Origin of the sequence: Thermodesulforhabdus norvegica, from assembly GCF_900114975.1 — a bacterium.
GTDB lineage: Bacteria > Desulfobacterota > Syntrophobacteria > Syntrophobacterales > Thermodesulforhabdaceae > Thermodesulforhabdus > Thermodesulforhabdus norvegica.
This window is the reverse complement of sequence record NZ_FOUU01000001.1, coordinates 419,314-445,154: the sequence shown is the minus strand read 5'-3', so window position 1 is coordinate 445,154 and position 25,841 is coordinate 419,314. Positions and strand designations below refer to the sequence as shown.

The window sequence follows — 25,841 nt, the reverse complement described above, 5'->3', positions numbered from 1 at the left end:
TGTGAGAAAAGCTGAAAAAAGCAGGGAAGGGCTCCCTATGCATGCACCGTTAATACTTCTTAAAGCCGCTGCTCAGGATTTCTTCTTCCTTCAATCTCGCGGGTATCCCAGGGAAAAGTCCCTGGAGATGGTGGGAAATCGCTACGAGTTGAGTTCTCAAGATCGGGACATACTGAGGCGAGGGGTGTTCGACCAGAAAACGGCTCTTTTGAGAAGAAGCAAGCAGTTGATCGGTCCAGACTGGTCTGATGAACTGGTGATGATAGACGGTCACAACGTTCATATCACCCTTGAAAGCCTGCTCCTTAACAGGACTCTCATAAGGGCCAACGATGGGGCTATAAGAGACATTGCCAGGATTTCCCGCAATTTTCGACCCGGTCAAACCACTTACTATGTTATTGACCTGATAACCGATTTTTTCAGGGAATATCCGGCAAAAGTGGTGTATATCTTTTTTGACGCTCCTGTAAGCAAAAGCGGAGAACTGGCAGCACTGTATCGGAGGTCTTTCGGAAAAGCCGGAGTGAAGGTTGTGACAAAAGCCGTTCCGGTACCGGAACGAGAATTTGACTATGATGGTGCTATTATTGCCAGCAGTGATAGCGCCGTCATAGATGCAGCATCTCGGTGGTTTGATCTTACATGGTTTATTATGAGTCATAGAAATGTCAAACCGGTTTCTCGCATTGTTGACTTTTTTGATTTGATTATGATGGATGTTATGTCGTGGAATTTTGCAGAGGATTGGCCTGAGGCTTGCAAATAAGGAGTGCGGTCGGTGGGGAGAGCGATGAAGGGTGAGGGAATAGTGCTTCTGGTTGACGGAGATCCGGATTTTTTAGGCAATTTAAGTGAAAAATTTATCGAAAAGGGTTTTAAGGTATTATGTTGCAGGAGTGCAGAAGAAGCGATAAGGACAGTGAATCGTCATACCGTCCATGTTTGTGTCCTTGAGATCTTTTTGCCCGACCGGAGCGGAATGGAGGTGCTCGATTACATTAAACGGTCCGTTCCCCATTGTTCTGTAATAGTGTTAACCGGGCAGGGTTCCGTTAAATCCGCTGTGGAGTCCCTTAAAAAGGGGGCCGTAGATTATTTTACGAAACCGGCGGATTTTGGTGAGCTCTACGAGGCGGTTAAGAGGGCAATGGATGGGGGAGAAAGGTCTCCGGAAGATGCCGGTGACGAAATTCCTGCCTTTGCTTCCATAGTTGGTCACAGTCCGATAATGCGGGAGCTCTTTAGGGTTATCAGGCGGGTTGCCGCAACGGATACGACGGTTCTCATCACCGGTGAAAGCGGTACGGGTAAGGAGCTTGTGGCTAAGGCCATCCATGATCTGAGCTCCCGGCATAGGAGGCCCTTCGTGCCCGTAAACTGTGGAGCCATACCGGAGGAACTTTTGGAGAGTGAGTTCTTCGGTCATGAAAAGGGGGCCTTTTCGGGGGCCATAAGAACCCGGCAGGGGCGGTTTGAACTGGCAGACGGGGGATCGGTTTTTCTGGATGAAATAGGCGAAATGAGTCCGAAATTGCAGGTAAAATTGTTAAGGTTTCTTCAGGACCGCAAATTCGAAAGGGTTGGAGGAGTTCGGACCATCGAGGTTGACGTCAGGATTATTGCGGCCACCAACAGAGATTTGTGGAAGTCTGTGCAGGAAGGATCTTTTCGGGAAGATCTTTTTTACCGCCTTAACGTCGTACCTATTCATGTTCCGGCCCTCAGGGAAAGAACCGAGGACATTCCCCATCTGGTCAGGCATTTTATCAAGATGCATTCAGAGCGGAAGGCTCTTCCGGCAAAGAATGTGAGTGAAGAGGTGATGGAATGTTTTATGAGATACCCATGGCCCGGGAATGTTAGAGAACTGGAAAACCTTATAGAAAGGTTGCTGATTCTGACGGAAGGAGATGTGATAACGATAAAGGACCTTCCCGACAGATTTTTGAATCACGCAGGAGACGGCAAAGGCCCTGTAAAAATTCGCCTTCCCGACTCGGGGATCCATTTGAAAAAAACACTGGAATCCATAGAGATCGATCTCATCATGCAGGCGCTGGATAAGGCAGGAGGAGTAAAAAACCATGCGGCAAAGCTTTTGAGGCTCAATCGTACAACTCTCATTGAAAAGATGAAGAAGCTCGGCATTTCTTATCCTCCTTCGGAGGTCAACTCCGTGATCAGGACCGGCAGGTAGCGAACGGAGCTCTGGAGAATCTTTTAATGATTTTTATGAAAAGAAAGATTCTTCTTTTTCCCTTGTTGTTTCTTGCGGCCTCCTTTGCATCCTTTGAATGTGCAAAAGCGGCCGTCATGGAGGATGTTTCTTTTCGGGTTGAAGACGGCATTACCAGGCTTGTTCTGGTTCTGAGCGGTGAGCTCCCCCAGGAAATTATCACCGATCACAATAGAGCGTTAGTAAGCTTTAAAGAACTTAATCTGTCATCTTCGACGGTGGAGAAGCTCAGGGATTTTCGGCTCCCTTCGGGCATCAAAGACTTTCAGGTCCGGAAAGGGCAGCCTGGAAGCCTTGAAATAGACTTTTCCGTAAAACCCGAATACGTAGAACGCCTGGTTCTGCCCGCGGTCCCACCCTCCGCAGGAAAGTATAGATTGATACTCGATATCTTATTTTCTGCGAAGATTGAAAAGACCGATCAGGAAGGCAAAAAAGAGGCCCCTGAAGTTTCCATGCCTTTTATAGAAGAAAAGATGGAAGAACCTTCCCCGCCGCCCAGAGGCTTTGTTGAAACTGCGCCACCGATCGGGCAGAGATCCGGAATAGTGCCTTTTGTTGAGGCTTTTTATGAAGAAGCTAAAAGAGCTTTTGAACAAAAACATTACAAACGGGCCTTTGTGCTGTTTGATCGCTACCTTCAAAAAAACGGAGAAATTCACAGAGTTGATGCTCTTTACGGCAAAGCTTTTTCTTTCTACGAGATGAACAGGGACAGAGAAGCCGATGTGGGTTTCGACATGATCCAGCTTTTTGGAGAAGCCATTTCTGCAGATAGCACTCACGAAAAAGCCCTTGAAGCTCAATGCCTGACCGCAAGGACTTACTTTATTCTGGGAGTTACCAAACGGGCTTCTGACATGTTCGAGGAGTTGAAAAAGAAGGCAACAACAAATCGAGATAAGTTATGCGCCTTGAAGGGCCTGGGAATGGTAAAAATTAAAAACGGTGAATATATAGAGGCAGTAAGTATATTGAATGATGCCTTAGAACTGGAAGCACCGGTTGATGAAGAGGCAGAACTTCATTTTCTACTGGGAGAAGCTCTTTCCGGAGCAGGGGCTTATTTGGAGGCTCTAAAAAATTTCGGCTCCCTTCTCGAACTGAAACCCGACTTTTACCTGGAAGAGCCGGATGTCGTCAAATTAATCGGCGAAGCTTTCTTTGCTCTGAGGGATTATCAATCGGCACGGGATTTTCTTATCTGGTATCTGAACCTGGACGACCAGGCCCGGGAAAACTCGATGGTCTGGGCAGAGATTGCGGAATCAATGCTTCAGAGCGGCAAGATGGAGCTTGCAGAAAGGCTTCAGAACAAAATCATCGTGGAAATGCCGGATACGGAAGGGGCTTACATTACATTACTCAGAAAAGCTCAGTATCTTGAGCAGAAAGGGACGGGAGGGAGGTTCCAGGCAGAGACAATCTATCAGGATCTTTCACAAAAGAATCTGCCCATTCCTTTGAAGGAAATTGCCTTCTTCCGCTGGGCTGATCTCAAAAGACGAGAGGGGAAAATAGAGGAATCTCTGGATATTGTGAACCGCTTCCTGTCGACCGTTCCGCCTTCGGTTCCGGTGGACGATTTTCTGGTGTTGAAAAGCAAACTCCTCAATGAGGCCGTCATCGAGAACTTCAGGCAGAAATTGTACAGCAAGGTCACATCCTTATACGAGACTGCAGATGAAAATGTAGAATGGAGTATTGATGCTCTTGAAGCGATAGCATCAAGCTATGAAAAACTCGAAATGTATCCCCAGGCTCTGGTTCTATATGAAAAGCTCGTCGATTCCGGTAAAAAATCGGAATCTTTGTATCTTTCCATTGCACGAATTGCGTACCTCCTGGGGGATGCAAAAAAAGCTGAAAAGTATGCCCAAATGTTGAAAGAGGCTGAAAATCTCAAAGAAAAGCTAACGATGCTTGCAAGAATTTACATGGAACGCAGGGATTATAACGCTGCCTTGGCGCAGTTTGAAAGTCTGACCAGATTGGGGACTTTATCGCCCGAGTTGACGTTATTATATCTCCAGTGTGCAGGGGCTCTTAAAAGGTGCGACCTGGTTTCGCGATTGGCCGATGAGATCGCTTTTGGTAAAGAGGACATTACCGATTCCATGAAGTATTCCGCCCTTTCTCAGAAACTCGAGTGCTATCGGAATGCCGGAAAGGTTGATGAAGCCATTAAGGTGGCCGGAGAAATGATAAAACTGGCTTCTGATGAACCGGTTCGATGCCAGACTTTATACCTGCTCGCATCGCTTCAGAGACGTAACGGTGACATGAAAGAAACGGAACTGACTTTGCAAGAGCTTTCGAAGTGCAAAGACCCGTTGTGGAAAAAGGTGGCCGAACAGGAGCTTGCCTTTATGAAACTTACGGGCAATCAAAGTAGATGATGACCTCGGTGGTGTGATATGGAAGTCGTCGTGATCGGGCAGGTTGAGATACCCGAAGGAGCAATGAAAGCCGCCGGCTGGCAGGTTTTCCGGTCTGAAGGCGTCGGCTCACAGATACCTTCGTTGCCGGACGGCAGGGCTTTGGTGGTTTTTCTGAAATCTTTTTCCGATCCGGAGCAAACCGTCAAAGTGTTACAGAAGATAAAGGCGAGGACACCGGAACCCTATGTCATAGTTTTGACGGATGTACCCAGTTTTGACGAAGCCGTGTATGTTATGAAGAACGGGGCGGATGATTTCTGGGTAATGCCCACACCGGAAGAGCGTTTTTTGAGCACCTTAGAATGGTTGCGGGATACTTTCTTTAACCAGTCCGATCTCGTAGATGAAAGTGTGGAGAGACCCATCGTCTCCGTAAGTCCGCGCATGCAACAGCTCAAGCAAATTGCTCTTCAGGTAGCACGGAGTGACGCTTCGGTCTTCATTCAGGGGGAAAGTGGTACGGGCAAGGAGCTCTTTGCCAGGTTTATTCATGCGCGTAGCAGCAGGTCAAAAGGTCCCTTTGTTGCCGTAAACTGTGCTGCCATTCCTGAAAGCCTTATGGAAAGCGAGTTGTTCGGCTTCGAACGAGGCGCTTTTACCGGCGCCACGCGTCAAAAGGCCGGGAAATTTGAGCTTGCTCATGGCGGAACGCTTTTACTGGACGAGGTTACCGAAATTCCCATCCATCTGCAGGCAAAGCTGCTGAGGGTTATCCAGGAAGGTGAAATTGACAGGATCGGTGGCAAAAAGCCGGTTAAGGTCAATGTGCGGATTATTGCGACGACTAATATTTCGGTTGAGGAGCAGGTCAGGGAAGGAAAGTTTCGCAAAGACCTCTATTACAGACTGAATGTAATTCCTTTAAAAATTCCGCCGTTGCGAGAGAGGGTAGAAGACATAATTCCTCTCGCCCGCCACTTCGTTCAAAAGTTTTGCAGGGCTTACAATATGTCCGAAAGAAACCTGACCCCTGAGGCCGAAAGGAAACTACTGCAACACTCCTGGCCCGGCAATGTGAGAGAACTGGAAAATGTTATTCATCGGGCGATATTGTTGAGATCGGGCAGCGAAATAGGCCCATCGGAGATCGTATTTGATAACCTTGAATCCGAAGGATCTCTGGTGCCTCTTATGCCCATACGGGAAATGGAAAGAGAGATGATTTTCAGGGCCCTTGAAGTATCCAACGGAAATCGGACGAAGGCCGCAGAGATACTGGGAATTACGGTTCGAACCTTAAGAAATAAGCTGAGAGAATATCGACAACAGGGCCTTTTATAAAAACTTCCGATAGGACGGTTTAGCTGAGACCGATCTTCTGAAGTAAGTTTTTGCCAGACCCGATATTCAGGACACTCAAAAATTAAGGCTTGACCTCCGTTCAAATCTATTCCCGGCTTTGACTACGGGTTTTCGGTCTATTCGATGTTCTTCTGTGGCACTTCTTTTGCTTGGTGTATCTGGCAACGAAAACTGTGGGTTGGTTGGGGGTGATAGGATGAAAGAGGTTACGGGTATTTTTGACAGAACGGTGGCATTGATGGAAGATAGGCTGACTCTTAATGCAAGACGCCAGGAGCTCATAGCTTCGAACATTGCCAACATTGATACTCCCGGATATGTGGCCAGAGATCTTTCTTTTGAGAGGGTTCTTGAAGAAGCAATGGAACCCAGGATTTCTATGGTAACTTCCGACGAAAAACATATCAAGCCTCCGAATCCTGAAGATGTTATCGTCCAGAGCGGTTCTGATGTCAGAGTTGTTGAAACCGGTCCTGTGGATTTTGAGACAGAAATGGCGAAGCTTATGAAAAACAACGTTGAGTATCAATTTATCGTGACGATGCTCATAAAGAAATTTTCTCTGTTAAAAATGGCACTCACCGAAGGGAGTAGGTAACCATGAACCTGGAAAAAATTTTCAGGATAAGTGCTTCAGGACTGAAGGCTAACAGGATATGGATGACCGTCGTGGCTTCTAACCTGGCAAATGCTAATACAACCCGTACAGATGACGGTCAGCCTTACAAAAGGAGAACGGTGATTTTTGAGGCATCCTCCCTTGAAGACGGGGGATTTAGGAATGTTCTTCAAAAGGAGAATGATTACTATGGGGTAAAAGTGGTCGATGTCGTTCCCGATGGTCGAGATTTCCGCCGTGTTTATGATCCGTCTCATCCTGACGCCAATGATGAAGGTTTTGTCCTCTTTCCCAATATCAATCCCGTTGAGGAGATGGCCAATTTGCTGGAGGCGGCCAGAGCCTACGAAGCCAACATGACCGTTGTGGATACCTCACGTCAGATGGCCTTGAAGGCACTGGAAATGGGCCGGTAGATTCTTAGGGAGGGGTAATCCATGAAGGTCGTAAGGGTTGACGGTATTTTGGAGCCAACGAAAAGCAACGCAGAGGTCTCAGAGCCTTCGAAGAGGGAGTCTTTTTGGGAGGCTTTGAAAGATCGAATTGAAGAAGTTGATGCATTCCAGAAGGCGGCCGACAGGGCCATGGAAAAAGGGGCTATTCAGGGAGCCGAGGACATACACGAAGCAATGATAAGGTTGCAGGAAGCAGAAATAAGCCTGAGGCTTTTTATTGAGGTTCGAAATAAGGCCCTGGAAGCCTATCGTGAAATCATGAGGATGCAGTTCTGAGGGATAGACTATGGCCCTGGATAGAATAATGCTGAGGCTTAAAGGGCTTGCTCAGGCCTTTAGGAATCTCACTACTCCTGTCAAAATTCTCGTCGTAGGCACTTTCCTTGCCGTCACTTTCAGCACGGCCTTCGTTTTCTACCAGATCAACCGTCCTGAATTAGCCCTTCTTTACGGCAGAATGAACGAACGGGATATGGCTCTGGTGGTGGAACAATTAAAGCAGCAAAAGGTGCCTTACAGGATAGAGGGAGACAGGATATTCGTTCCGAAAGATCGCCTGTACGAGGTTAGGCTGGCCCTTGCTCGTGAAGGAATTCCCAGAGGAACGGGGGTTGGTTTTGAAATATTTGATGAACAGAGACTCGGAGCCACGGAGTTTGTTCAGAGGGTTAATTATCAGAGAGCGCTACAGGGTGAGCTGGCCAGAACAATCGCCGCCATGGATAAAATTGAAGAAGCGCGGGTACATCTTGTTATTCCTGAAGAAACCCTCTTTGTCGAAGACCAAAAACCGCCCAGTGCTGCAATCGTTATACGTGTGAAAGAAGGGCAACAGCTAACAAGTCGAGATCTCCAGGGCATGGTTCATCTGGTTTCTTCGTCTGTAAAGGGACTTACAGAGGATCATGTAACCATCGTGAGCACCGATGGTCGGGTTCTTTACAAAAAAGACAGCATTGATAGGTCCTTTGAACTTTCTGAGTTGCAATTAAGTTACAAAGAAAAGATTGAGGAAGCCCTGGAGCGCAAAGCTCAATCGATGCTGGCATCCGTTCTGGGCGCAAACGATGTGATAGTTAGGGTTTCCGCCGACGTGGATTTCAGCGAGGTTCATGTAACAGAGGAACTTTTCGACCCGGATACTACTGCCGTGAGAAGTCAGCAAAGGATGATAGAGAGATCAAACCAGGAGCCGGGAGGCCCTAAAGGCAATCCCGATGTTCCCATTAACGTGGAAAGCAAATTGCTTGTAAGTAAACCACCTCAAGGCGGTGAAGGAGAGTCAACCCAAATTTTTGAGAGACAACAGGATATTACAAACTATGAAATAAATAAAACCCTTAGAAGGGTTGTTTATGCCCCGGGGGCAATCAAAAGACTTACGGTTGCCGTTGTGGTGGACGGGCCTTATAAAGAAGAAAAGACGGCGGATAATGTGATAAAAAAAGTTTTTGTAGGGCGTAGTGAAGATGAATTAAAAGCGATAGAAAGTATCGTGAAAAATGCTGTGGGATATAATCCCGATCGAGGAGATGAAATTACCGTATCCAATATTCCTTTTGCAGAAGAGATTGCGCCCAAACCGGCGCCTACCCGATGGTGGCTTGCTATGTTGAAAGAGCATAGGAGGCTTATAGTGAACGTCCTCCTGGCCCTTTTGGTTCTGTTATTCGTGGTACGCCCCCTTATTAAAAAGCTGGAGAAGATTCCCGTTGAGGTTCAGCCCAAGGCACTTCCGCCCACTGAAGAAGAGATGGCAGAGCTTGAAGCGATGAAAAAGGCCCTTACACCAAGACAGCAGGCTGCTCTCTTCGTTCAGGAAAGGCCGGAGAAAGCGGCCGAGATAATCAGAGCATGGCTTCATGAAGAGGAGGCCTGAAGGTAGGCAATGGCGGAGAAAAAGAAAGATAAACAGCTTTCGGGTGTACAAAAGGCGGCTCTCGTATTGTTAAGCCTGGGAGAGCAGGTGGCTTCTCAGGTGCTGAAGCACTTAAAAACGGAAGAGATAAAGAAGCTTGGTCTCGAGATGAGTAACCTGAGACACATTGACAGGAAGGTGACCGAGGAGGTTCTGAAGGAATTCAATGCTCAATTTCAGGACGAAGAAGCCCTTTTGGTTACGGGCGATGAATACCTGAAAAGACTGCTGCCTTCGGCAATTGGATCGGACAAGGCATCTGAGGTTTTCAAATCCATTGAGAAAGAAAAGGAAAAAGTTCCTTTTAAAAATCTAAGGGACATGGACGCCAGAGTGCTGGCCAATTTCCTTAAAACGGAGCATCCTCAAACGGTTGCCTTGGTCATAGTTCATCTTGGTGAAGAGAAGGCGTCTCAGGTGCTTTCTTACCTGCCCGAACCTTTGCAGTTCGAGGTTATAACCAGGATTACTTCCCTCGACACCATACCGTCTGACGTCATCAAGGAAGTGGATGAAGCTCTGGAGCAGGAATTATTGTCCATGGGAGAACTGCATCAGGTGCTGGGCGGGGTACAAAGAGCTGCGGAAATACTTAACCGATGCGACCGAAGGACTGCCGATAGGGTGTTGCAGGCCCTGGAGGAAGCAGATGCGGAGTTAGCAGAGAAGGTTCGCAAGCTAATGTTCGTTTTTGAAGATCTTGTGGCCGTGCCTGATCAGGGGATCAGAGAATTACTTAAAGAGGTTGATAATAAAGATCTGGTTATTGCATTGAAGACTGCGTCGGAAGACCTGAAGCAAAAGATCTTTAAAAACCTTTCGAAACGCGCGGCTCAGATGCTGGAAGAAGATCTGGCCGTGCTGGGTCCTGTGCGCCTTAGTGAAGTGGAGGAGGCCCAGCAGCGGATCCTGGAAGTTACCCGTCGTCTGGAGCGAGAAGGCCGTATAGTGCTTGTTAGCGGAGAAGGTGGAGATGCCTTCGTATAAACAGAAAGTTGTTATTAAGCAGGTCGATGGAGTTGTGGAAGTTCAGAGTGTCCAGTTTGAGGATCTGGAGCATGGAGCCGACTTCCATGGTCCGGAAGAACGGGTACAGTCGGTTAGCTTTGAAAGTTTTGATGAAAGCCTTCCAGATTCGGCACAGGGACGGTTTACTGAAAAGTCAGGATCTTCCCATGAGAATGTTTCCACTGATTCCATTGAGCCTCTTAATGCTCCTTCGGTGGATGAGATCATAAAAGATATTGTGGCGAAAGCAGAGAAAGATGCTGAAGCCATAAGACAGAGGGCTTATGAAGAAGGGTGGAAAGATGGGTACGGCAAAGGATACGATGAAGGATTGAAGGAGGCGAAAGAGAAACTAGGCGAGGTCGAAGATATTCTTTGGGAAATAAGAAATGTGCCTGCCAGAATTCTGAACGATTACAGAGATTGGCTGATAGAAGCGGCTTTTAAGATAGCAAAAAGCATTGTTCAGGCAGAACTGACATCACATCCCCAGTTGTTTCTTGAAATGCTTAATAAATTGATTGCCAGATTAGACGAAACGTCTCTGATTACGGTTTACCTTAATCCTGACGACCTGGCAGCTCTCCGTATAGCTGCGGACCTGGAAGACTGGGCGGCTCTACAGGATCGGACGATAAAACTGAAGGCCGATGATCAGCTCCCCAGAGGAAGTTGCAGAGTGGAAAGTGAAGTAGAGCTTATTGATGCGGATCTTGAAATGTGCCTTGAAGAACTAAAGAAGGACATCCTGGCCAGGGTGAGAGTTTGAAATGACGGGTACAAGGTCGGGAAATACCGATTACCTTGGTCTGTACGATCTATTGCCGTTTTTCGATGAGAAACCGCCTTTTGTCAAATACGGTAAGGTGGTCAGGGTCGTCGGTAATCTCATAGAGGTTGAGGGATTGAGGTGCGCACTGGGAGAATTATGTTCTATCTCTACCGCAAACGGTTCTGACCCAATAGTGGGCGAGGTTGTGGGGTTTGAGAATAAGCGAATGAAGCTCAGCCCTTTATCGCCTCTGCGGGGAATTCGGCCGGGTTGCTTGGTGAGGCGGTTTGAGGCTTCTGACGTTATCAGAGTTTCCGACGCCTTTGTGGGTCGCGTTATTGATGCCATGGGACGCCCTATTGATGGTTTAGGAGTAATCCCTTCTGAAGGCTTGCCTTACCCGCTCAGAGGATCGGGAGTCAATCCTCTCACAAGGCCTTTGATAAGAGAACAACTGGATGTGGGCATAAGAGCAATAAACGGATTGCTTCCTGTAGGAAAGGGACAGCGGATAGGAATTTTTGCCGGCTCCGGTGTGGGAAAAAGTACTCTGTTAGGAATGATTGCGAGATATACCGCTGCCGACCTGAATGTGATAGCTCTGGTGGGGGAACGGGGACGAGAAGTGCGTGAATTTATAGAGAATGAGCTCGGTCCTTCCGGGATGAGCCATTCTGTGGTGGTGGTCGCCACATCGGATCAACCGGCAACACTTAGAATGAGAGCCGCTTATCTGGCCTGTGCAGTTGCAGAGTATTTTCGGGATCAAAACATGGATGTGCTGCTTATGATGGATTCCATAACCAGATTTGCAATGGCCGGGCGGGAAGTGGGACTTGCCGCCGGAGAACCGCCGACCAGCCGGGGATATACTCCCAGTGTTTTCAGTGCCCTCCCTCAACTACTTGAACGGGCAGGGAACTTTGAGAGGGGTTCCATAACCGGGATTTACACGGTGCTTGTAGAAGGTGATGATTTCGAAGATCCTATTGCCGATACGGTAAGGTCAATACTGGACGGACATATCGTGCTGGATCGTGGACTTGCACAGAATCGTCATTATCCCGCTATAGACCTTCTGAAAAGTGTAAGCCGCCTTATGGATCAATTGCTGGATGAAAAACACAGGAATGCGGCAAAACGTTTTGTTGAGGTTCTGGCAAATTACAGGCGTAATGAGGATATGATACGAATAGGTGCATATGTGAAGGGTTCCGATCCGGAAACGGATTATGCAATCTCTATGATAGGCAGGTTGAAAGCTTATTTGAGACAGGACATTGAGGAAAGGTGCACGATTGAGGAAGCCAGAGAAGCTCTTTTCAGTCTCTTTGAATGAGGAGCAGTGATTTATGGCATTCCGGTTTCGCTTTGAGCAGCTTCTTCACTACAGACGGCACTTGCTTGAGCGTGTTGAACAAGATTTCGGCAGAGCCCTTGAAAAGGTCAGGAAGGTGCAAAGTGAGGTCGATCGAATAGAAAGTCAAAAAAAACTTTGCCAGGACTTGCTATACGAAAAACAGTGCGAAGGACTTCCGGCCGTAGAACATGAGCTCCTTGTTAAGAACCTCTATGGGCTGGAGTTAAAAGCCAGGCAGACCCGCAAACGACTGGAAGAAGCCATAAAAGAAATGGAAGAGCAGCGTGAGCGGCTTATTGAGGCCAAGAAAAGGCTGGAGATGCTCGAAATTCTAAAACGTCAGGAAGTCCAGGAGTATAGGCGTGATCAGACCAAAAAGGAACAAAAGCTTGCCGATGAAATTGCCGTACAAAAAACGGTGAAAGAACCATGAAAACCAGAACAATATTCTGGATCGTGCTTTTAAGCTGTCTTGGGTTTGTTTTGCTCTCCGGTATTCAGTTGTTTGATCTTGCGAGGAATTTTACGCTAAAAGCTGACGAACACCATAAGCCGGAGAAAAATTTACCCGCTCTAAAGGCGGATATGGGTAAAAATGCCTATGCTCAGGATAAGACGACAAACGGTGAAAACACAGTAGCAGTGAACTCCGATAAAGAAGAATCCAAAGGTGCTAATTCAGGTGAGACAGTATCCACTGAGTCAGTGGCGGAATACATGAAGTACCTGAGAGAAAAAGAATTAGAAATTCAAAAGAAAGAGCAAGCCCTTAAGGAAAGAGAAAAAATCCTTAGGGAACTCGAAAAGGATCTGAATACCAAACTGGCACACTTGGAAGAACTTCAGAAAAGCATTGAAGCTTTTAACCGTCAACAGGAACAGCTTGCAAACGAAAGGCTGGATACTCTTGTTAAGATTTACGTTACCATGAAACCAAAAGATGCAGCGGCTCTTTTGGAAAAACTGGACGATGATCTGGTTACCCAGATAATTTCCAGGATGTCCACCGATCAGGCGGCCAAGATTATTGCCAGTATGGACATCAAGAAGGCCGCGCGAATTACTCAAAAGCTCACGGAAAAAAAAGAACCTCTTGCCAGGTGATTATTTCATTCCCTTAATACGGAAAAATTTTTCTCCTTTCTTTCGCGGCATTTGATCGTTGCTCCTTCCCGATTCCCTGGAAACTAAAGCGTGGCGGAGATTGGTATGGTTGTTGCCTGAGAATCAGGTTGCCTGAGAAGTTGAGTGCAGTTCTTCAGGGACAAAGGGAGAACCGGAGTTAATCATGTTGGTGAAGGCAGTAGACGGATCGCCGGTATTATCGGAAGGTACCGGAAGATTGGTAATAAGTGGTAGTAAGAGAAAGAACGGGACCGGAGATGAAAGCCTTTTCCTGGACGAAGTAAGGAGCTACAGGGAAAGGAGAGAAAAAGTAGATTCAGGTGAGCTTCCGCGAGCTGAAGAAAAAAGTGACGATGGAAAATCTGAGAAAGATGAAGAGGATCTGGTTGAGAAGGTTGTAAATGATCTCGGTCTGGCTTACTACTTCGTGCCCATTGAAGAAAAATCGCTCAATTCCCCTGAAGAAACTCTATTATCCGACGATGATTCGGGATCAGGCAGCGTCGAGGATCTGCTGGATAAATTTTTTCTTGATGCCAAGAATGTAGAACAGTTGTTGGCAAAATTTGGTATTCCTTCCGATGTTATTGAGACCCTTCATTCGATGACAAATGAGTCAAATCAGGTATCACTTCAAAGCTTCCTGTCTCTGATAAAAAGCGTAACCGATCTTGAGAAAAATGGCCTTAAACTGACCGCACTTCCCGGCACAACTATTAATGAGCTACTGAACCCAATCGGTTATAATAACGACAGAGGTTTTGTGATTTCATTTGACGGTAATAAGACTTTTTCTTTTTCTGAACTGGGAGAAATATTGAGTAATGTTGCAGAGAAAGCATCGGAAAGCAGAGAAAATAACCTGATAACTCTGGATGCAAAATATCTGAAAGCTTCTTCAGGCGGTAAAGATCAGCTGGTTGCGCAATATTTGAACCAGAACTCCGATATTGTGACATCCACTAATTCAACTCGACAGAACTTTTTAATGGGGAGTGATATTTACAGTTCGGATGATTTGACCAGCTCTGCTTCAGAAAGTGGACCTCTTAATTTGAGAAATGTCAGGGATATCAATTCGGTGAGAGAGAACCTGAATTTGTCCATTGCCAGACATTCGAGTGTATCAAGAGTTGATGGTACTTTGGGATCCAATTTAAATAACAACGGTGGATTCAATGGAAACATGGGGCATAACGATCAAGCTATGCTTGGTTTCACGGGTTATGAGGGTACCCTGAGTTTATCCGGTGGAATGACAAATCCGGAAACTCCTGTAAGTTCCTTCACAACGTTTAGCACTCATTCCTGGGTTTCTCAAATGTCAAGCTACCTGCAGAGGATGGTAGTTGAGGGAAGGAATCAGCTGGTTCTTCAGCTCGAACCTCCCGAGCTAGGGCAAATCTTGATCCGACTCAGGGCTGAGGGTAATCGCATCACCACCCACATTTCGGCTTCAAACGATTCCGTAAGGGACATGATGCAACAATCTCAGTATCTACTGGAACGCTATCTTCAGGAACAGGGCCTTGTTCTCGACGGTTTCTCCGTTGATGTCCATTCTGGAGATGACAAAGAAGGTACGGCGGAAAAGGCCGATAGGGAAATATTTTCCGGGTCCAGGGGGAATGGTTCTATGACCGTTGATAAAGGAGTTAAACCTAACCTGCTGTCTGGAAAAAAATGGCATAGCGGATCTGTTTATTTGTTCGCCTGAGTTTCTGAAAGAGGTGGTTTGGTATGAGCGTTTCTGAAAACTACATACTGGGCATCCCGCCTTTCAGCAGTGAGACGCTGTTAGATACCGGTAAAACCGATCTTTTGGAGATGGATGCATTTCTCAGGATGTTCACCACACAACTGGAGTACCAGGACCCCCTGAATCCAATGCAATCCTATGAACTGGCATCTCAGCTTGCTCAGTTCAGCACGGTGGAGCAACTTACCAGAGCAAACGAATATCTTGATTATGCCAGCAAATACCTTTCATCCATCAATAATGCTCAGGCACTTGCCCTTGTGGATAGGGATGTCTCAGGTAATACAGACGTCATCACCGTAACCGGCGGTGTTCCTGTAAGTCTATCTTATACTCTCGAAGAACCCGGCATGGTTACCATAAACATATATGATCTAAACGGTAAGATGGTTCGTTCTATTGAGGTGGGGTCTCTTGAAGCCGGTACATATGAAATTGACTGGGACGGCAAAGACTACTACGGAAATCAGGTTGAAGATGGTGACTACAAAGTGGAAGTTCAGCTTGTAACGCAGACCGGCGAGACCAAGACGGTTTACCCCGATGTAGAAGGAAATGTGGCAGGAATGAAATTTCTGTCCGGTTTGCCTTATCTGATTCTCGACAGAGAAACCGGTCTTAAAATGCCCTTTGGCTTTGTTGAAGAAATCTATAGCAGAGAAAGCAATAGTGAAGAAAGTGGAGCAAAAAACCAGAACGGTGTTTAAAATATAGGAGGAAGAAATGGCCGGTTTGGGTACAGCAATGTACAATGGTGTAAGCGGTCTCAGGAGTTTCAGTACAGCCATTTCGGTGGTAAGTGACAACATTGCCAATGCAGGCACGACTGCTTTTAAGTCCAACGAGATACGCTTTGCGGATCTGGTAAGCAGTTATTACTCCACCATTTCGTCCTTTAACGATCGGGAGGGCGCCGGATCTTATCCTCTTGCAATTTTAACCGATTGGGGTCAGGGGCCCATGATAAACACCAGCAAATGGTCGGACATGGCTATCAACGGTGAAGGTTTCTTTGTTGTACGGGATGCGCAGGGAAATAATTTCTATACACGAGATGGAAGTTTTTATGTAAATGCAAATGGTGAACTGGTAAATTATTTGGGCTATAGCCTTTTAGATGTAGGAGGTAACCCGATAACGCTCGACCTGGACCAGTACAGCGGATTTGTTGTTAACAGCAACGGTGAAATTTACGGCATTGAAGCTGCCACGGGAAATATGAGCACCGATCCTCTGGCCACCATAGGGCTGGTTACCTTCAGGGATCCCAACGGTTTGATCAGGGTCGGTAATAACTTGTACCGAGAAGGACCGAATTCAGGCCGTCAAGACCCGGCTCAACCCGGGACTAATGGACTCGGAACCATTATGAGCTATACCATCGAGGGCTCGAATGTGGATCTTTCTGAAGAACTGGTTAACATGGTAATCTATCAAGCAAACTTCAATGCTAATTCGAAGGTGATAACCACGGCAGCGGATATGTTGAATACTGCCGTAAACATTGTACGATAGAAGATCGTTTTGGGCCGATAGGCAATTACTGAAAAGCAGGTAATCATTTGTCTTTGTGTAGAGTATTTGAAATGTTATTTACATGATCTGTGAACCGGAAAAATGATGGGGAAATAGGTGTGAGGGACATACCAAGCGCGAGGTAGTCGCGGGATATGGATCTGGCAACTCTGATCGGAATCGTACTGGCCTTCTCCCTGGTCCTCATTTCCATTATGATGGGAAGTGGACTGGGGCTTTTTATTAATATACCTTCCCTTATGATCGTTGTAGGGGGTACCATGGGAGCTACAATGATCAGACACCCCCTCAACGAAGTCATAGGGATGATCAAGGTCGTGAAAAATGTTTTTTTTACAAGAGTTTGGACTCCGGAAAGGATAGTTGATCAGTTTTTGGACTTTGCAGATAAATCCCGAAAGGAAGGAATCCTGGCTCTTGAAGCAGAACTTCCCAACATAGATGATCCTTTTTTTGCCAAGGGCCTGCAAATGGCCATAGACGGTATGGAGCCTGATGCTCTCAGAGAAATACTTGAGACCGAGATTGAGTATCTTCAAGAGCGACATCAGAACGGGGCGGAGATTCTGGATACCATGGGAACCTTTTTCCCCGCAATGGGAATGATCGGTACTCTGATAGGCCTGGTACAGATGCTTCAGACGATGGAAGATCCTTCCACAATAGGACCTGCCATGGCAGTAGCGCTACTGACCACCTTCTACGGAGCAGTAGGTGCAAACCTCGTTTGTTTACCCATGGCCGGAAAGCTCCGTACCAGAAGCAAGGAAGAAACTCTTGTTAAGGAAATGATAATTGCCGGTATAATCGGACTGGCAAATGGGGAAAATCCCAGGATTCTTGAACAGAAGTTGCATTCTTTTCTTGCTCCCAGCAAAAGAGTGAGCAGGTTTGAGTAAATCGGGAGGTGATCGACTGAAATGGCAGAAACAGAAGAAACCAGAGATGAAAAGAAGAAGGGATCAAAGTTAAAATTAATAATTCTGGTGGTTTTAATTTTAATTCTCGGTGGGGGAGGTTTTTTTGCCTACAAGAAATTTTTTGCTTCTTCTAAAGATGAGGAAAGTACGCCGGATAAGGCTCCTCAGCTGCAGCAGGTAATAACCCATCAGCTTGATACTTTCCTCGTCAACCTGGCCGATCCTGGTGGGAAGAGATATTTAAAACTGACGATAGATCTGGAACTGGATAACCCGAAGGTAATTGAAGAAATCACTCAGAATAATTATAAAATCAGGGATACAATACTTTTGATACTATCAAGTAAAGAATTCGATGATATATCAACGGTAGGTGGGAAACTTGCTTTAAAAAAAGAGATCATGACAAAGCTTAATTCTATTTTGACAACAGGTCGCGTCCTCAACATTTATTTTACTGAATTTCTCGTTCAATAATCAGGACGCGGGGATTTTATGGAAAAGATCTTATCTCAGGAAGAAGTAGATGCTTTACTCAGAGGGCTGAGTGAGGGCGAAATAGAGCCCGCCAAGGAAGCCGAGGAGGAACAGTATCCTGAAGGCATACGGCCTTATGACCTGACTGCCCAGGACAGGATCATTCGTGGTCGTATGCCAACACTGGAAATAATCAACGAAAGATTCGCCCGCCTTTACAGGGTAACGATTTCCAGCGCACTCAGGCGGGTCGTGGATATCTCTACAACACAGACGGACATGATGAAATTCGGAGAATTCTTAAAAACTCTTCCGGTGCCGACCAGCCTTCACATAATCAAGATGGAGCCTTTGCGTGGTCATGCCCTGCTTGTTGTGGAAAGTAAATTGATTTTTAATCTTTTAGAGTGCTTCTTCGGCGGAACGGGACGCAGTCATTTCAAGATCGAAGGTCGCGATTTTACTTCCGTTGAGCAGAGAATAATTATGAGAATTGTGAGAATGGCTCTTTCTGAGCTGGAAAATGCCTGGAGACCGGTTGTTCCCATTGAGTTTCAGTTTGTAAGAAGTGAGGTTAACCCGCAGTTTGCGGCGATTGTTCCGCCCAGCGACCTGGTCATCGTGATCCATTTTGAGTTCGAGCTCGATCAGGCAATTGGGAAGATGATTCTCTGCCTTCCTTACTCAACCATTGAGCCCATACGGTCCAAGTTGCATGCAAGTTTTCAGAGCGATCAGCTAGAAATAGACGAAACCTGGTTGCGGAGGCTTAAGAAAAGAGTAACGGAAGTGGAGGTGGAGCTTGTAGTCGAGCTGGGTCGTACAACCATTCAGGCATCGGAGCTCCTCAAGCTCGAAGTGGGTGACGTAATAGTGTTGAATCAGGATGCCGGGAAACCCCTGACCGTTAAGGTCCAGGGAGTGCCCAAGTTTACAGGGTATCCCGGTATTTTCAGAGGAAGCAAGGCGGTTAAAATAGAAGAGCTGATTTATCCCGAAATTCAGTAGTATGCGGAGGTATGTGAGTATGGAGCAAAATGCCCAGGCCGGTATTGACGGTCAGGCCGAAAGGGATGCTGAATTCCCCGATCTGAAGGTCGACGGCGAAGCGGAAAAGCAAGAAAAGGTCCGTGATTTGGAGTTCCTTCTTGACATTCCTCTGGAAGTTTCGGTTGAACTCGGACGTACCACCATCCTGATAAACGATCTTCTGCAGCTCGGTCAGGGGTCTGTTATTGAGTTAACAAAACTTGCCGGAGAACCCCTTGAAATACTCGTAAATGGCAAGCTTATTGCTCGGGGTGAACCTGTGGTGGTCAATGAGAAGTTCGGCGTTCGGATAACGGATATAGTTAGCCCAATTGAAAGGATTAAACAGCTCGGTCCAAAGTAAATATGGATCCAACCTTTGTTCATGCCTTAATCAAAATTGTGATAGCTCTTTTTGGGATCATCTGCCTGCTGGTGCTGGTCTATTTCTTTTTCAGAAAAAAAGGCCTTTACGTTACCGGTATCGGAAAAGGGCGTCTGATATCCGTGGTGGAACGCCAGTATCTTTCTCCAAAGACCTATCTTGCCCATGTTGAATGGGCCGGTAAGGCCCTGCTCATTGCGGTAACTCCTGCCGGGGTCTATGTGGTTAAAGAAATGGACGGAGATACAGATGGGCGTTCGGCACTTTTGTCCAAGGGGGATCGCTAAGGCTTTTTCGATTTTTCTCTTAGCTTTTGCCATTGCCCTGCTTGCTTTCCGTATTTCTCCTGCCGCCGAGCTGAATGTACCGCCCCTTACACTAAATCTGAATGCACAGGATGGACCGAAGCAACTTTCAACGGTTCTTCAGATCGTCATTATTTTGACGATCCTTTCTGTGGCTCCTGCAATACTGCTCATGACGACGTCATTTACACGGCTGGTAATAGCCTTTTCGTTTCTTCGTCATGCCCTGGGAACTCAGCAAAGCCCTCCCAATCAGGTCATAGTATCGCTGGCGCTTTTTTTAACTTTTTTCATTATGAAGCCGGTTTGGGAAAAAGCCTATCATGAAGCATATGTGCCTTATAGAGAAGGCAGAATCAGCGGGGAAGAATTTCTTCAGGACATCCAGCGCCCTTTCAGGGAATTTATGTTGAAGCATACCCGTGAAAAGGATCTTGCTCTGTTTGTTTCTCTTTCGTCCAAGAGCAAACCCAGGAGCCCTGATGAATTACCACTTACGGTGGTAATCCCCGCTTTTGCAATCAGTGAAATTACGACGGCCTTTGAAATTGGCTTTTTGTTGTACATACCTTTTCTTATCCTCGATATGGTAGTGGCAAGTATATTGCTGTCCATGGGTATGATGATGCTTCCACCGGTGATGATTTCCCTGCCCTTTAAAATAATGCTTTTTGTGCTGGTCGATGGGTGGAATCTTCTGGTCGGATCACTCGTGAAAAGCTTTGGTTAAGGAGAAGTTATGACCGATGAGTTCATTATAGGTCTGGGGCGTCAGGCTCTGGAAATAATGCTCATGGTGAGTCTTCCCGTTCTACTCGTGAGTCTTGCTGTTGGTATAATCATCAGTATCTTTCAGGCCGTTACCCAGATTCAGGAGGCTACGATTACCTTCGTTCCGAAAATTGTGGTCACCTTTGTGTCACTTCTCATATTTGGAAGCTGGATGATATCAAAAATAACCGATTTTACCAGGATTATCTTTGAAAATTTGCCTTACTGGATAAGGTAAATTCGAAGGTGTGTCTTTAGGAGCAACGAGTTCCGTGGAACCATGGTACATTTCGATACCTCATCTTTTGACCTTTCTTGGAATTTTCCTGCGCATAAGCATAATGCTGTTTTTGTTCCCCTACTTCAGAGGGCAGGATGTGCCGAATACTTTCAAGGCCTTTCTTGCCCTCTGTTTTTCGCTTGTATTTTATTTACCCCTGTCAGAATATGTCCGCCCTGTTGATCTTAACCCCGTAGCCGTCATGAGCCTTGTTGTTTCCGAATTCATCACCGGGATTGTTTTTTCGCTTTCTTTGCTCATCGTTATGGGAGCTTTTGAGGTGGCCGGTGACATTGTGAGTTTTCAGATGGGCTTTGGCTTTGTCAGGGTGGCCGATCCGGTAACGGGAGTACAGATTACACTTATAAGCAGATTTTTTCAGATACTTGCGGCATTGATCTTTTTCGCCCTTAAAGGCCATCATGTTGTGATCCGAGCTGTTTACGAAAGCTTTGAGGAATTTCCGGTAGGATCGCTGGCTGTTGCAATCTCGACGGAGAATCTGGACCGATTAGTGGCTTTCTCGGGGATGGTTTTTTCTCTGGCCCTGAAAATAGCCGCTCCCATAATGATAACCCTCTTTTTGGGCGAGCTCGGCATGGGCCTTATTGTTAAGTTTGCTCCTCAGATAAACATTCTGATCGTTGGGTTTGCCTTTACAATCCTTCTTGGAATCCTTTTTGCTGCCCTATCAATTGAAGCATGGTCAACCGCCGTTGCACAGGGATTCAGGATGGCGACGGACTTTATATTTCAGGTTCTTTTGCGACGGTAAATTGACGCTCAAGAGGTGTTGCATTGCCGGCTGGTGCCCAGGAGAGAACGGAAAAACCAACTCCAAAGCGCTTACAGAAGGCAAGAAGCGAAGGAAAGCTTGCCAAAAGCCGCGAAATCAATACGCTGGCATCCCTAATAGGAGGAGCTCTCGGTCTGTGGTTTTCCCTGGCGATTATACATGATCAATTTAGAGCTCTGCTTCAATACCTCTGGGGTGACGGTTTTGGTCTGATCACAACCGGAGATTTAACTTCGGGTTTGACCTTCAGACGCTCTGTTGAGTCTCTGTTGATTTCGGCTCTACCCGCTGTTGCCCTGAGCCTTATTTTTTCCGTCCTTGCGAACTTATATCAGAACAAAGGATTTCTTTTCGTGTGGAAAAATCTGGTTCGCTTCGATCTTTCGGCAATTCATCCCGTAAACGGCCTTAAAAGGCTTTTCAGCTTGAGGTCCCTCGTGGACCTGGGTAAAGCCGTAATAAAGTTCGTGGTGGTGTCCTATGTTATGTATTCTCTTTTCCGTTCTAAGGCCGCAGAAATAGCCCAGACCGTTTATCTCTCAAACTTTGATATTTCCAGAACACTGGGCATTCTGGCCTTTATCATGTTGTTCAAGGTCATTGCCGTAATGGTTCTGCTTGCTTACCTGGATTGGAGATACCAGAAATGGCAGTATATAAAAGACCTGATGATGACGAAACAGGAGGTTAAGGAAGAGCACAGGCAGGCTGAAGGTGATCCAAAAATAAAGTCGAAAATTAGGGCGAAGCAACTCCAGATAGCAAGAGCTCGCATGCTTGCACAGGTTCCGAAGGCAGAGGTTGTCGTGACCAACCCGACCCATTTCGCAGTAGCTCTGATGTACCGGCCTGGAGAGATGTCGGCTCCAAAGGTTGTAGCAAAAGGGGTTGATTTCATGGCCAGAAGAATAATTCGTATTGCCCGTCGTCATGGTGTTCCCGTGGTTTATAATCCTCCTCTGGCACGGGCTTTGTACAGGCAGGTACCGCTGGAGGGCACCATCCCGGTTGCCCTCTACAGGGCTGTAGCTAAAGTACTGGCTTACGTATATCATCAGAGGAAGAGAAGATGGCAGGCAGACGCAAAGAAAGTAGGGTAGGCTGAAGTATGGGACCTGTGTCAAAAACAGAAGTGAACGAGGGGATTCTCGGAAGATTGAGAAATATTTCCGACAGCGATGCCCTTATGGGCATTGCCGTCGTAAGTATTCTTGCAGTTATGCTTCTACCTCTCCCCGGTCGCCTGCTTGACATTTTTCTTGCGCTCAATATTTCGTTTGCGATCGTCATTCTTTTGACGGCGATCTACACATTAAAACCCCTGGACTTCATTATCTATCCCTCTTTACTTCTGGTAACCACTCTTTTTCGTCTGGCCCTGAATGTAGCCAGTACGCGTTTGATCTTGCTTTACGGTCACGAAGGGCCCTCCGCTGCCGGCTACATCATAAAGGCTTTTGGTCAATTCGTTGTGGGGGGCAATTATGTGGTAGGGCTTGTTGTTTTTGTAATCCTCGTCATTGTTAATTTTACCGTAATAACCAGGGGTACCGAGCGTATTTCCGAGGTTGCTGCAAGGTTTACTCTTGATGCAATGCCCGGTAAGCAGATGAGCATTGATGCGGATCTGAATGCTGGTTTGATAAATGAAACCGAGGCGCGACGTAGGCGGGAATTGATTGCCCGGGAGGCCGATTTTTACGGCACTATGGATGGTGCCAGTAAATTTGTAAGAGGTGACGCTATAGCGGGAATCCTCATAACTCTTATCAACATCTTCGGGGGGCTTGCGATAGGCGTTATCTTGAGAGGGATGCCACTTAAAGAAGCGCTGGAGACCTACACGATTTTAACCGTTGGAGACGGTCTCGTTTCGCAGATCCCCGCTCTAGTTATATCCACTTCGGCGGGAATACTCGTAAGCCGTGCAGAGACGGATATGGGGCTCGGAAGAGCCTTCGTCAGGCAATTTCGCCTGCAACCGAGACCGGTAGCTCTGGCCGGTCTGATGCTCTACGGTCTGGGTATAGTTCCGGGCTTTCCGGCCCTGCCCCTGTTTTTCGTGGGCTCCTGCCTTCTAGGGCTTTCATGGCAGCTTATGAAGCGAGTTGCAAAAGAAGGAGAGAAGCCGGAGCAGGAGGCTCCAGAGGAAGATGCTTCGGGAGTGGCAAGGGAGGTTGAAGAGCTCCCGCCGCCGCTTGAGTTGCTCCAGCTTGAAATCGGCTATGGCCTTATCCCGCTCATCGATGAAAGTCATGGCGGTGAGATGTTGCAGAGGATTAAAGCCATAAGAAGGCAACTTGCTCTGGAGCGTGGCATTGTGGTCCCGCCCTTGCACATAAAGGACAATCTCCAGTTAGGGCCTATGGAATATCAGTTGCTCCTGAAAGGGAATGTAATTGCCAGGGCCGAACTCATGGCAGGTCATCTGCTTGCCATAAATCCCGGAACTGTAAAACAGGAAATTGAAGGGATTCCCACAAAAGATCCGGCTTTTGGCTTGCCTGCGCTCTGGATTCCAGAAAGTAAAAGGGAGGTTGCGAAAAAGGCTGGATACACGGTAATCGATCACGCAGCGGTTATGGCGACCCATCTAACCGAGCTTTTTAAGAAGTATGCAGACCAGTTGCTGACCCGTCAGGTGGTTCAGCAACTGCTCGACCACCTTGCCGAGTCTCAACCCAAACTGGTCGAGGAACTTACACCCAATGTTCTCCCTGTTGGCGTTATTCAGAAAGTGCTTCAAAATCTTGTAAAGGAACAGGTCTCTATAAGAGATCTTCAGACCATATGCGAGACACTGGCCGATTACGGGGTTACTATAAAAGACCCCGACATCTTAACAGAACACGTGAGGCAGGCTCTTGGAAGGACCATAACGCAGCCTTATGAGTCAGAGGACGGGAAACTCAGGGTTATAACCTTTCATCCGTCCCTCGAGGATTTTCTGAAGAAGAGCATACAGCAAACGGAGCATGGAGCGGTTCCGGGGTTTGATCCCGGCTTTCTGCACAGGTTCGTTCAGGCTGTAAATATGGAAGCCAGTAAAGTGATTCATCAGGGTCACCATCCCGTTATTCTCTGTTCGTCGGCTATAAGGCGCCACGTGAGGCGTATTCTTGAGCGGTTCATACCCGATATTGCCGTAATAAGCCATAATGAAATAACAGGCCCGATCGAGATTCAGGCCGTGGGTGTGGTGCGTGTGAGCGATGCGGATTAAAACCTTTACGGCTCCTAGCATGAAGGAAGCTCTCGAATTGCTGAAAGAGGATCTCGGCCCCGATGCCGTGATTCTTGATCACAGGAAAGTGATGTTACCCGACGGGAAACACGTTTTTGAAGTACGCGCTGCAACCGATAATGTGGACAGAATGGCCCTTGCAGAAAAAAACAACTTCCCTGCTTTGTCGGCAGATACGGGTGAGTTAAAGAGGGAACTCGAGGAAATCAAGGATTTTCTTTCTTTACTGGTCAGCACGAAACAAACCTTTGCCGAGCTCCAGCGGCACAGAAATCTATCGGAACTGTATCATTATCTTTTGATGCAGGAACTGGATGAGAAAAAAATATATCTTTTTCTTACCCGTGCGGTGAAACTTCTGAACGGGAGACTGGAGGACAGGGGCAAACTGGTGACAGCTTTTTGCCAGCAACTACTGAAGTACATTAAGGTTATACAGCCTCTCAGTAACTTAACGGCAGAAAAGATCGATAAAACAGACGAAGTCTGGGCTTTTGTAGGACCTACGGGTGCAGGGAAAACAACGACTCTTGCGAAGCTTGCGGCCAGGTTGAAGCGTGACCGTGGTTACAGGGTTGGTATTGTCAGCCTTGATACATATAGGGTCGGTGCTTATGATCAGATAAAATCCTACGCCGATATAATGGGTTTACCGCTTATGGTTGCTCAGAGTGGGGAGGAACTCAATTTTGCAAGGCGTCAGCTTCGTGATTGTGATATACTCCTTATTGACACTATGGGCCGGAATTACATGAATAAAAAGCATGTTGACGAATTGTTGAAATGCTTTGAAGGTGGAGGCCGGATTAAATACTTTTTGGTATTGAGTGCTAACATGAAGGACAAGGACATGATGAAGTTGATAGCCCAATTCGGCCCCTTCGAACCCTGCGGCTTGATTTTCACAAAGCTTGATGAAACCGTGACTTATGGAAATATGGTTAATCAGCTTCTACGCTACCCTTATCCTCTGGCCTTTCTGTGTGCCGGCCAGAGGGTTCCAGAAGATATAGAGGAAGCAAATAAACGGCAGATTGTGAAGCTACTTTTCCCCGGCAGTCAAGGTAAGCTTTCCGGGAAGGGAGTGGCATGACCATTTA

At 46.8% G+C, this 25,841-nt stretch carries 26 protein-coding genes and 1 pseudogene; all 27 read left to right on the top strand.

What is annotated here, in order from left to right:
- Positions 1-37 precede the first annotated feature (37 nt).
- The 27 genes and pseudogenes from BM091_RS02155 to BM091_RS02025 all read left to right on the top strand — a co-directional run bounded on the left by BM091_RS02155 (position 38) and on the right by BM091_RS02025 (position 25,834).
- Entirely contained in the window at positions 38-769 is a 732-nt protein-coding gene (locus tag BM091_RS02155) for a DUF434 domain-containing protein (protein ID WP_093393133.1), read from the top strand.
- A 24-nt stretch (positions 770-793) separates the two neighbouring features.
- Positions 794-2,200: a sigma-54-dependent transcriptional regulator gene (locus BM091_RS02150; RefSeq protein WP_093393131.1), complete on the top strand. Its 1,407-nt coding sequence runs from the start codon at positions 794-796 to the stop codon at positions 2,198-2,200.
- Between the two features lie 26 nt (positions 2,201-2,226).
- On the top strand, positions 2,227-4,638 hold the full coding sequence (locus BM091_RS02145) for a tetratricopeptide repeat protein (RefSeq protein WP_093393130.1): 2,412 nt from the start codon (positions 2,227-2,229) through the stop codon (positions 4,636-4,638).
- A gap of 18 nt (positions 4,639-4,656) precedes the next feature.
- Positions 4,657-5,961 (top strand): sigma-54 dependent transcriptional regulator, encoded by a 1,305-nt coding sequence (locus tag BM091_RS02140; protein ID WP_093393128.1) that lies wholly within the window; start codon positions 4,657-4,659, stop codon positions 5,959-5,961.
- Between the two features lie 217 nt (positions 5,962-6,178).
- Positions 6,179-6,580, top strand: coding sequence for a flagellar basal body rod protein FlgB (gene flgB, locus BM091_RS02135; protein WP_093393127.1), 402 nt, complete (start codon positions 6,179-6,181; stop codon positions 6,578-6,580).
- Positions 6,581-6,582: 2 nt separating this feature from the next.
- Complete coding sequence (gene flgC / locus BM091_RS02130; protein ID WP_093393125.1) at positions 6,583-7,017, top strand: flagellar basal body rod protein FlgC; 435 nt, start codon at positions 6,583-6,585, stop codon at positions 7,015-7,017.
- A gap of 21 nt (positions 7,018-7,038) precedes the next feature.
- Entirely contained in the window at positions 7,039-7,332 is a 294-nt protein-coding gene (gene fliE, locus BM091_RS02125; RefSeq protein ID WP_093393124.1) for a flagellar hook-basal body complex protein FliE, read from the top strand.
- Positions 7,333-7,342: 10 nt separating this feature from the next.
- Positions 7,343-8,935: a flagellar basal-body MS-ring/collar protein FliF gene (fliF, locus tag BM091_RS02120; protein ID WP_093393122.1), complete on the top strand. Its 1,593-nt coding sequence runs from the start codon at positions 7,343-7,345 to the stop codon at positions 8,933-8,935.
- 9 nt (positions 8,936-8,944) lie between these two features.
- Positions 8,945-9,961 carry a flagellar motor switch protein FliG gene (fliG, locus tag BM091_RS02115; RefSeq protein ID WP_093393121.1) on the top strand — a complete coding sequence of 339 codons (1,017 nt, stop codon included), beginning with the start codon at positions 8,945-8,947 and terminating at the stop codon, positions 9,959-9,961.
- Positions 9,948-10,751, top strand: coding sequence for a FliH/SctL family protein (locus BM091_RS02110; protein WP_093393119.1), 804 nt, complete (start codon positions 9,948-9,950; stop codon positions 10,749-10,751). Before fliG ends, BM091_RS02110 begins: the two co-directional genes overlap by 14 nt.
- A 1-nt stretch (position 10,752) precedes the next feature.
- Positions 10,753-12,093, top strand: coding sequence for a FliI/YscN family ATPase (locus BM091_RS02105; RefSeq protein ID WP_093393118.1), 1,341 nt, complete (start codon positions 10,753-10,755; stop codon positions 12,091-12,093).
- A 13-nt stretch (positions 12,094-12,106) separates the two neighbouring features.
- Positions 12,107-12,547 (top strand): flagellar export protein FliJ, encoded by a 441-nt coding sequence (gene fliJ, locus BM091_RS02100; protein ID WP_093393116.1) that lies wholly within the window; start codon positions 12,107-12,109, stop codon positions 12,545-12,547.
- On the top strand, positions 12,544-13,218 hold the full coding sequence (locus BM091_RS02095; protein WP_093393115.1) for a MotE family protein: 675 nt from the start codon (positions 12,544-12,546) through the stop codon (positions 13,216-13,218). The genes fliJ and BM091_RS02095 overlap by 4 nt, the downstream gene beginning before the upstream one ends.
- Positions 13,219-13,456: 238 nt before the next feature.
- Positions 13,457-14,956: a flagellar hook-length control protein FliK gene (locus BM091_RS02090; RefSeq protein ID WP_177193491.1), complete on the top strand. Its 1,500-nt coding sequence runs from the start codon at positions 13,457-13,459 to the stop codon at positions 14,954-14,956.
- 23 nt (positions 14,957-14,979) lie between these two features.
- Positions 14,980-15,705 (top strand): flagellar hook assembly protein FlgD, encoded by a 726-nt coding sequence (locus BM091_RS02085; protein WP_093393112.1) that lies wholly within the window; start codon positions 14,980-14,982, stop codon positions 15,703-15,705.
- A 16-nt stretch (positions 15,706-15,721) separates the two neighbouring features.
- Complete coding sequence (locus BM091_RS02080; protein WP_093393110.1) at positions 15,722-16,513, top strand: flagellar hook-basal body protein; 792 nt, start codon at positions 15,722-15,724, stop codon at positions 16,511-16,513.
- 155 nt (positions 16,514-16,668) lie between these two features.
- Positions 16,669-17,433, top strand: coding sequence for a motility protein A (locus BM091_RS02075; RefSeq protein WP_093393109.1), 765 nt, complete (start codon positions 16,669-16,671; stop codon positions 17,431-17,433).
- A 21-nt stretch (positions 17,434-17,454) separates the two neighbouring features.
- Positions 17,455-17,931 carry a flagellar basal body-associated FliL family protein gene (locus tag BM091_RS02070; RefSeq protein WP_093393107.1) on the top strand — a complete coding sequence of 159 codons (477 nt, stop codon included), beginning with the start codon at positions 17,455-17,457 and terminating at the stop codon, positions 17,929-17,931.
- Between the two features lie 18 nt (positions 17,932-17,949).
- On the top strand, positions 17,950-18,939 hold the full coding sequence (fliM, locus tag BM091_RS02065; RefSeq protein ID WP_093393106.1) for a flagellar motor switch protein FliM: 990 nt from the start codon (positions 17,950-17,952) through the stop codon (positions 18,937-18,939).
- Positions 18,940-19,003: 64 nt separating this feature from the next.
- Positions 19,004-19,324 (top strand): annotated as a pseudogene (gene fliN / locus BM091_RS02060) (flagellar motor switch protein FliN); the annotation flags it as partial.
- 2 nt (positions 19,325-19,326) lie between these two features.
- Positions 19,327-19,632 carry a FliO/MopB family protein gene (locus tag BM091_RS02055; protein ID WP_093393104.1) on the top strand — a complete coding sequence of 102 codons (306 nt, stop codon included), beginning with the start codon at positions 19,327-19,329 and terminating at the stop codon, positions 19,630-19,632.
- On the top strand, positions 19,595-20,380 hold the full coding sequence (gene fliP / locus BM091_RS02050) for a flagellar type III secretion system pore protein FliP (RefSeq protein ID WP_093393103.1): 786 nt from the start codon (positions 19,595-19,597) through the stop codon (positions 20,378-20,380). The genes BM091_RS02055 and fliP overlap by 38 nt, the downstream gene beginning before the upstream one ends.
- 9 nt (positions 20,381-20,389) lie before the next feature.
- Positions 20,390-20,659, top strand: coding sequence for a flagellar biosynthesis protein FliQ (gene fliQ, locus BM091_RS02045; protein WP_093393101.1), 270 nt, complete (start codon positions 20,390-20,392; stop codon positions 20,657-20,659).
- Positions 20,660-20,693: 34 nt separating this feature from the next.
- Positions 20,694-21,476 (top strand): flagellar biosynthetic protein FliR, encoded by a 783-nt coding sequence (gene fliR, locus BM091_RS02040; protein ID WP_093393100.1) that lies wholly within the window; start codon positions 20,694-20,696, stop codon positions 21,474-21,476.
- Between the two features lie 23 nt (positions 21,477-21,499).
- Entirely contained in the window at positions 21,500-22,597 is a 1,098-nt protein-coding gene (flhB, locus tag BM091_RS02035; RefSeq protein WP_093393099.1) for a flagellar biosynthesis protein FlhB, read from the top strand.
- Positions 22,598-22,605: 8 nt separating this feature from the next.
- Positions 22,606-24,720: a flagellar biosynthesis protein FlhA gene (gene flhA, locus BM091_RS02030; RefSeq protein ID WP_093393097.1), complete on the top strand. Its 2,115-nt coding sequence runs from the start codon at positions 22,606-22,608 to the stop codon at positions 24,718-24,720.
- 19 nt (positions 24,721-24,739) lie between these two features.
- Positions 24,740-25,834 carry a flagellar biosynthesis protein FlhF gene (locus BM091_RS02025; RefSeq protein ID WP_177193490.1) on the top strand — a complete coding sequence of 365 codons (1,095 nt, stop codon included), beginning with the start codon at positions 24,740-24,742 and terminating at the stop codon, positions 25,832-25,834.
- Positions 25,835-25,841: the final 7 nt, after the last annotated feature.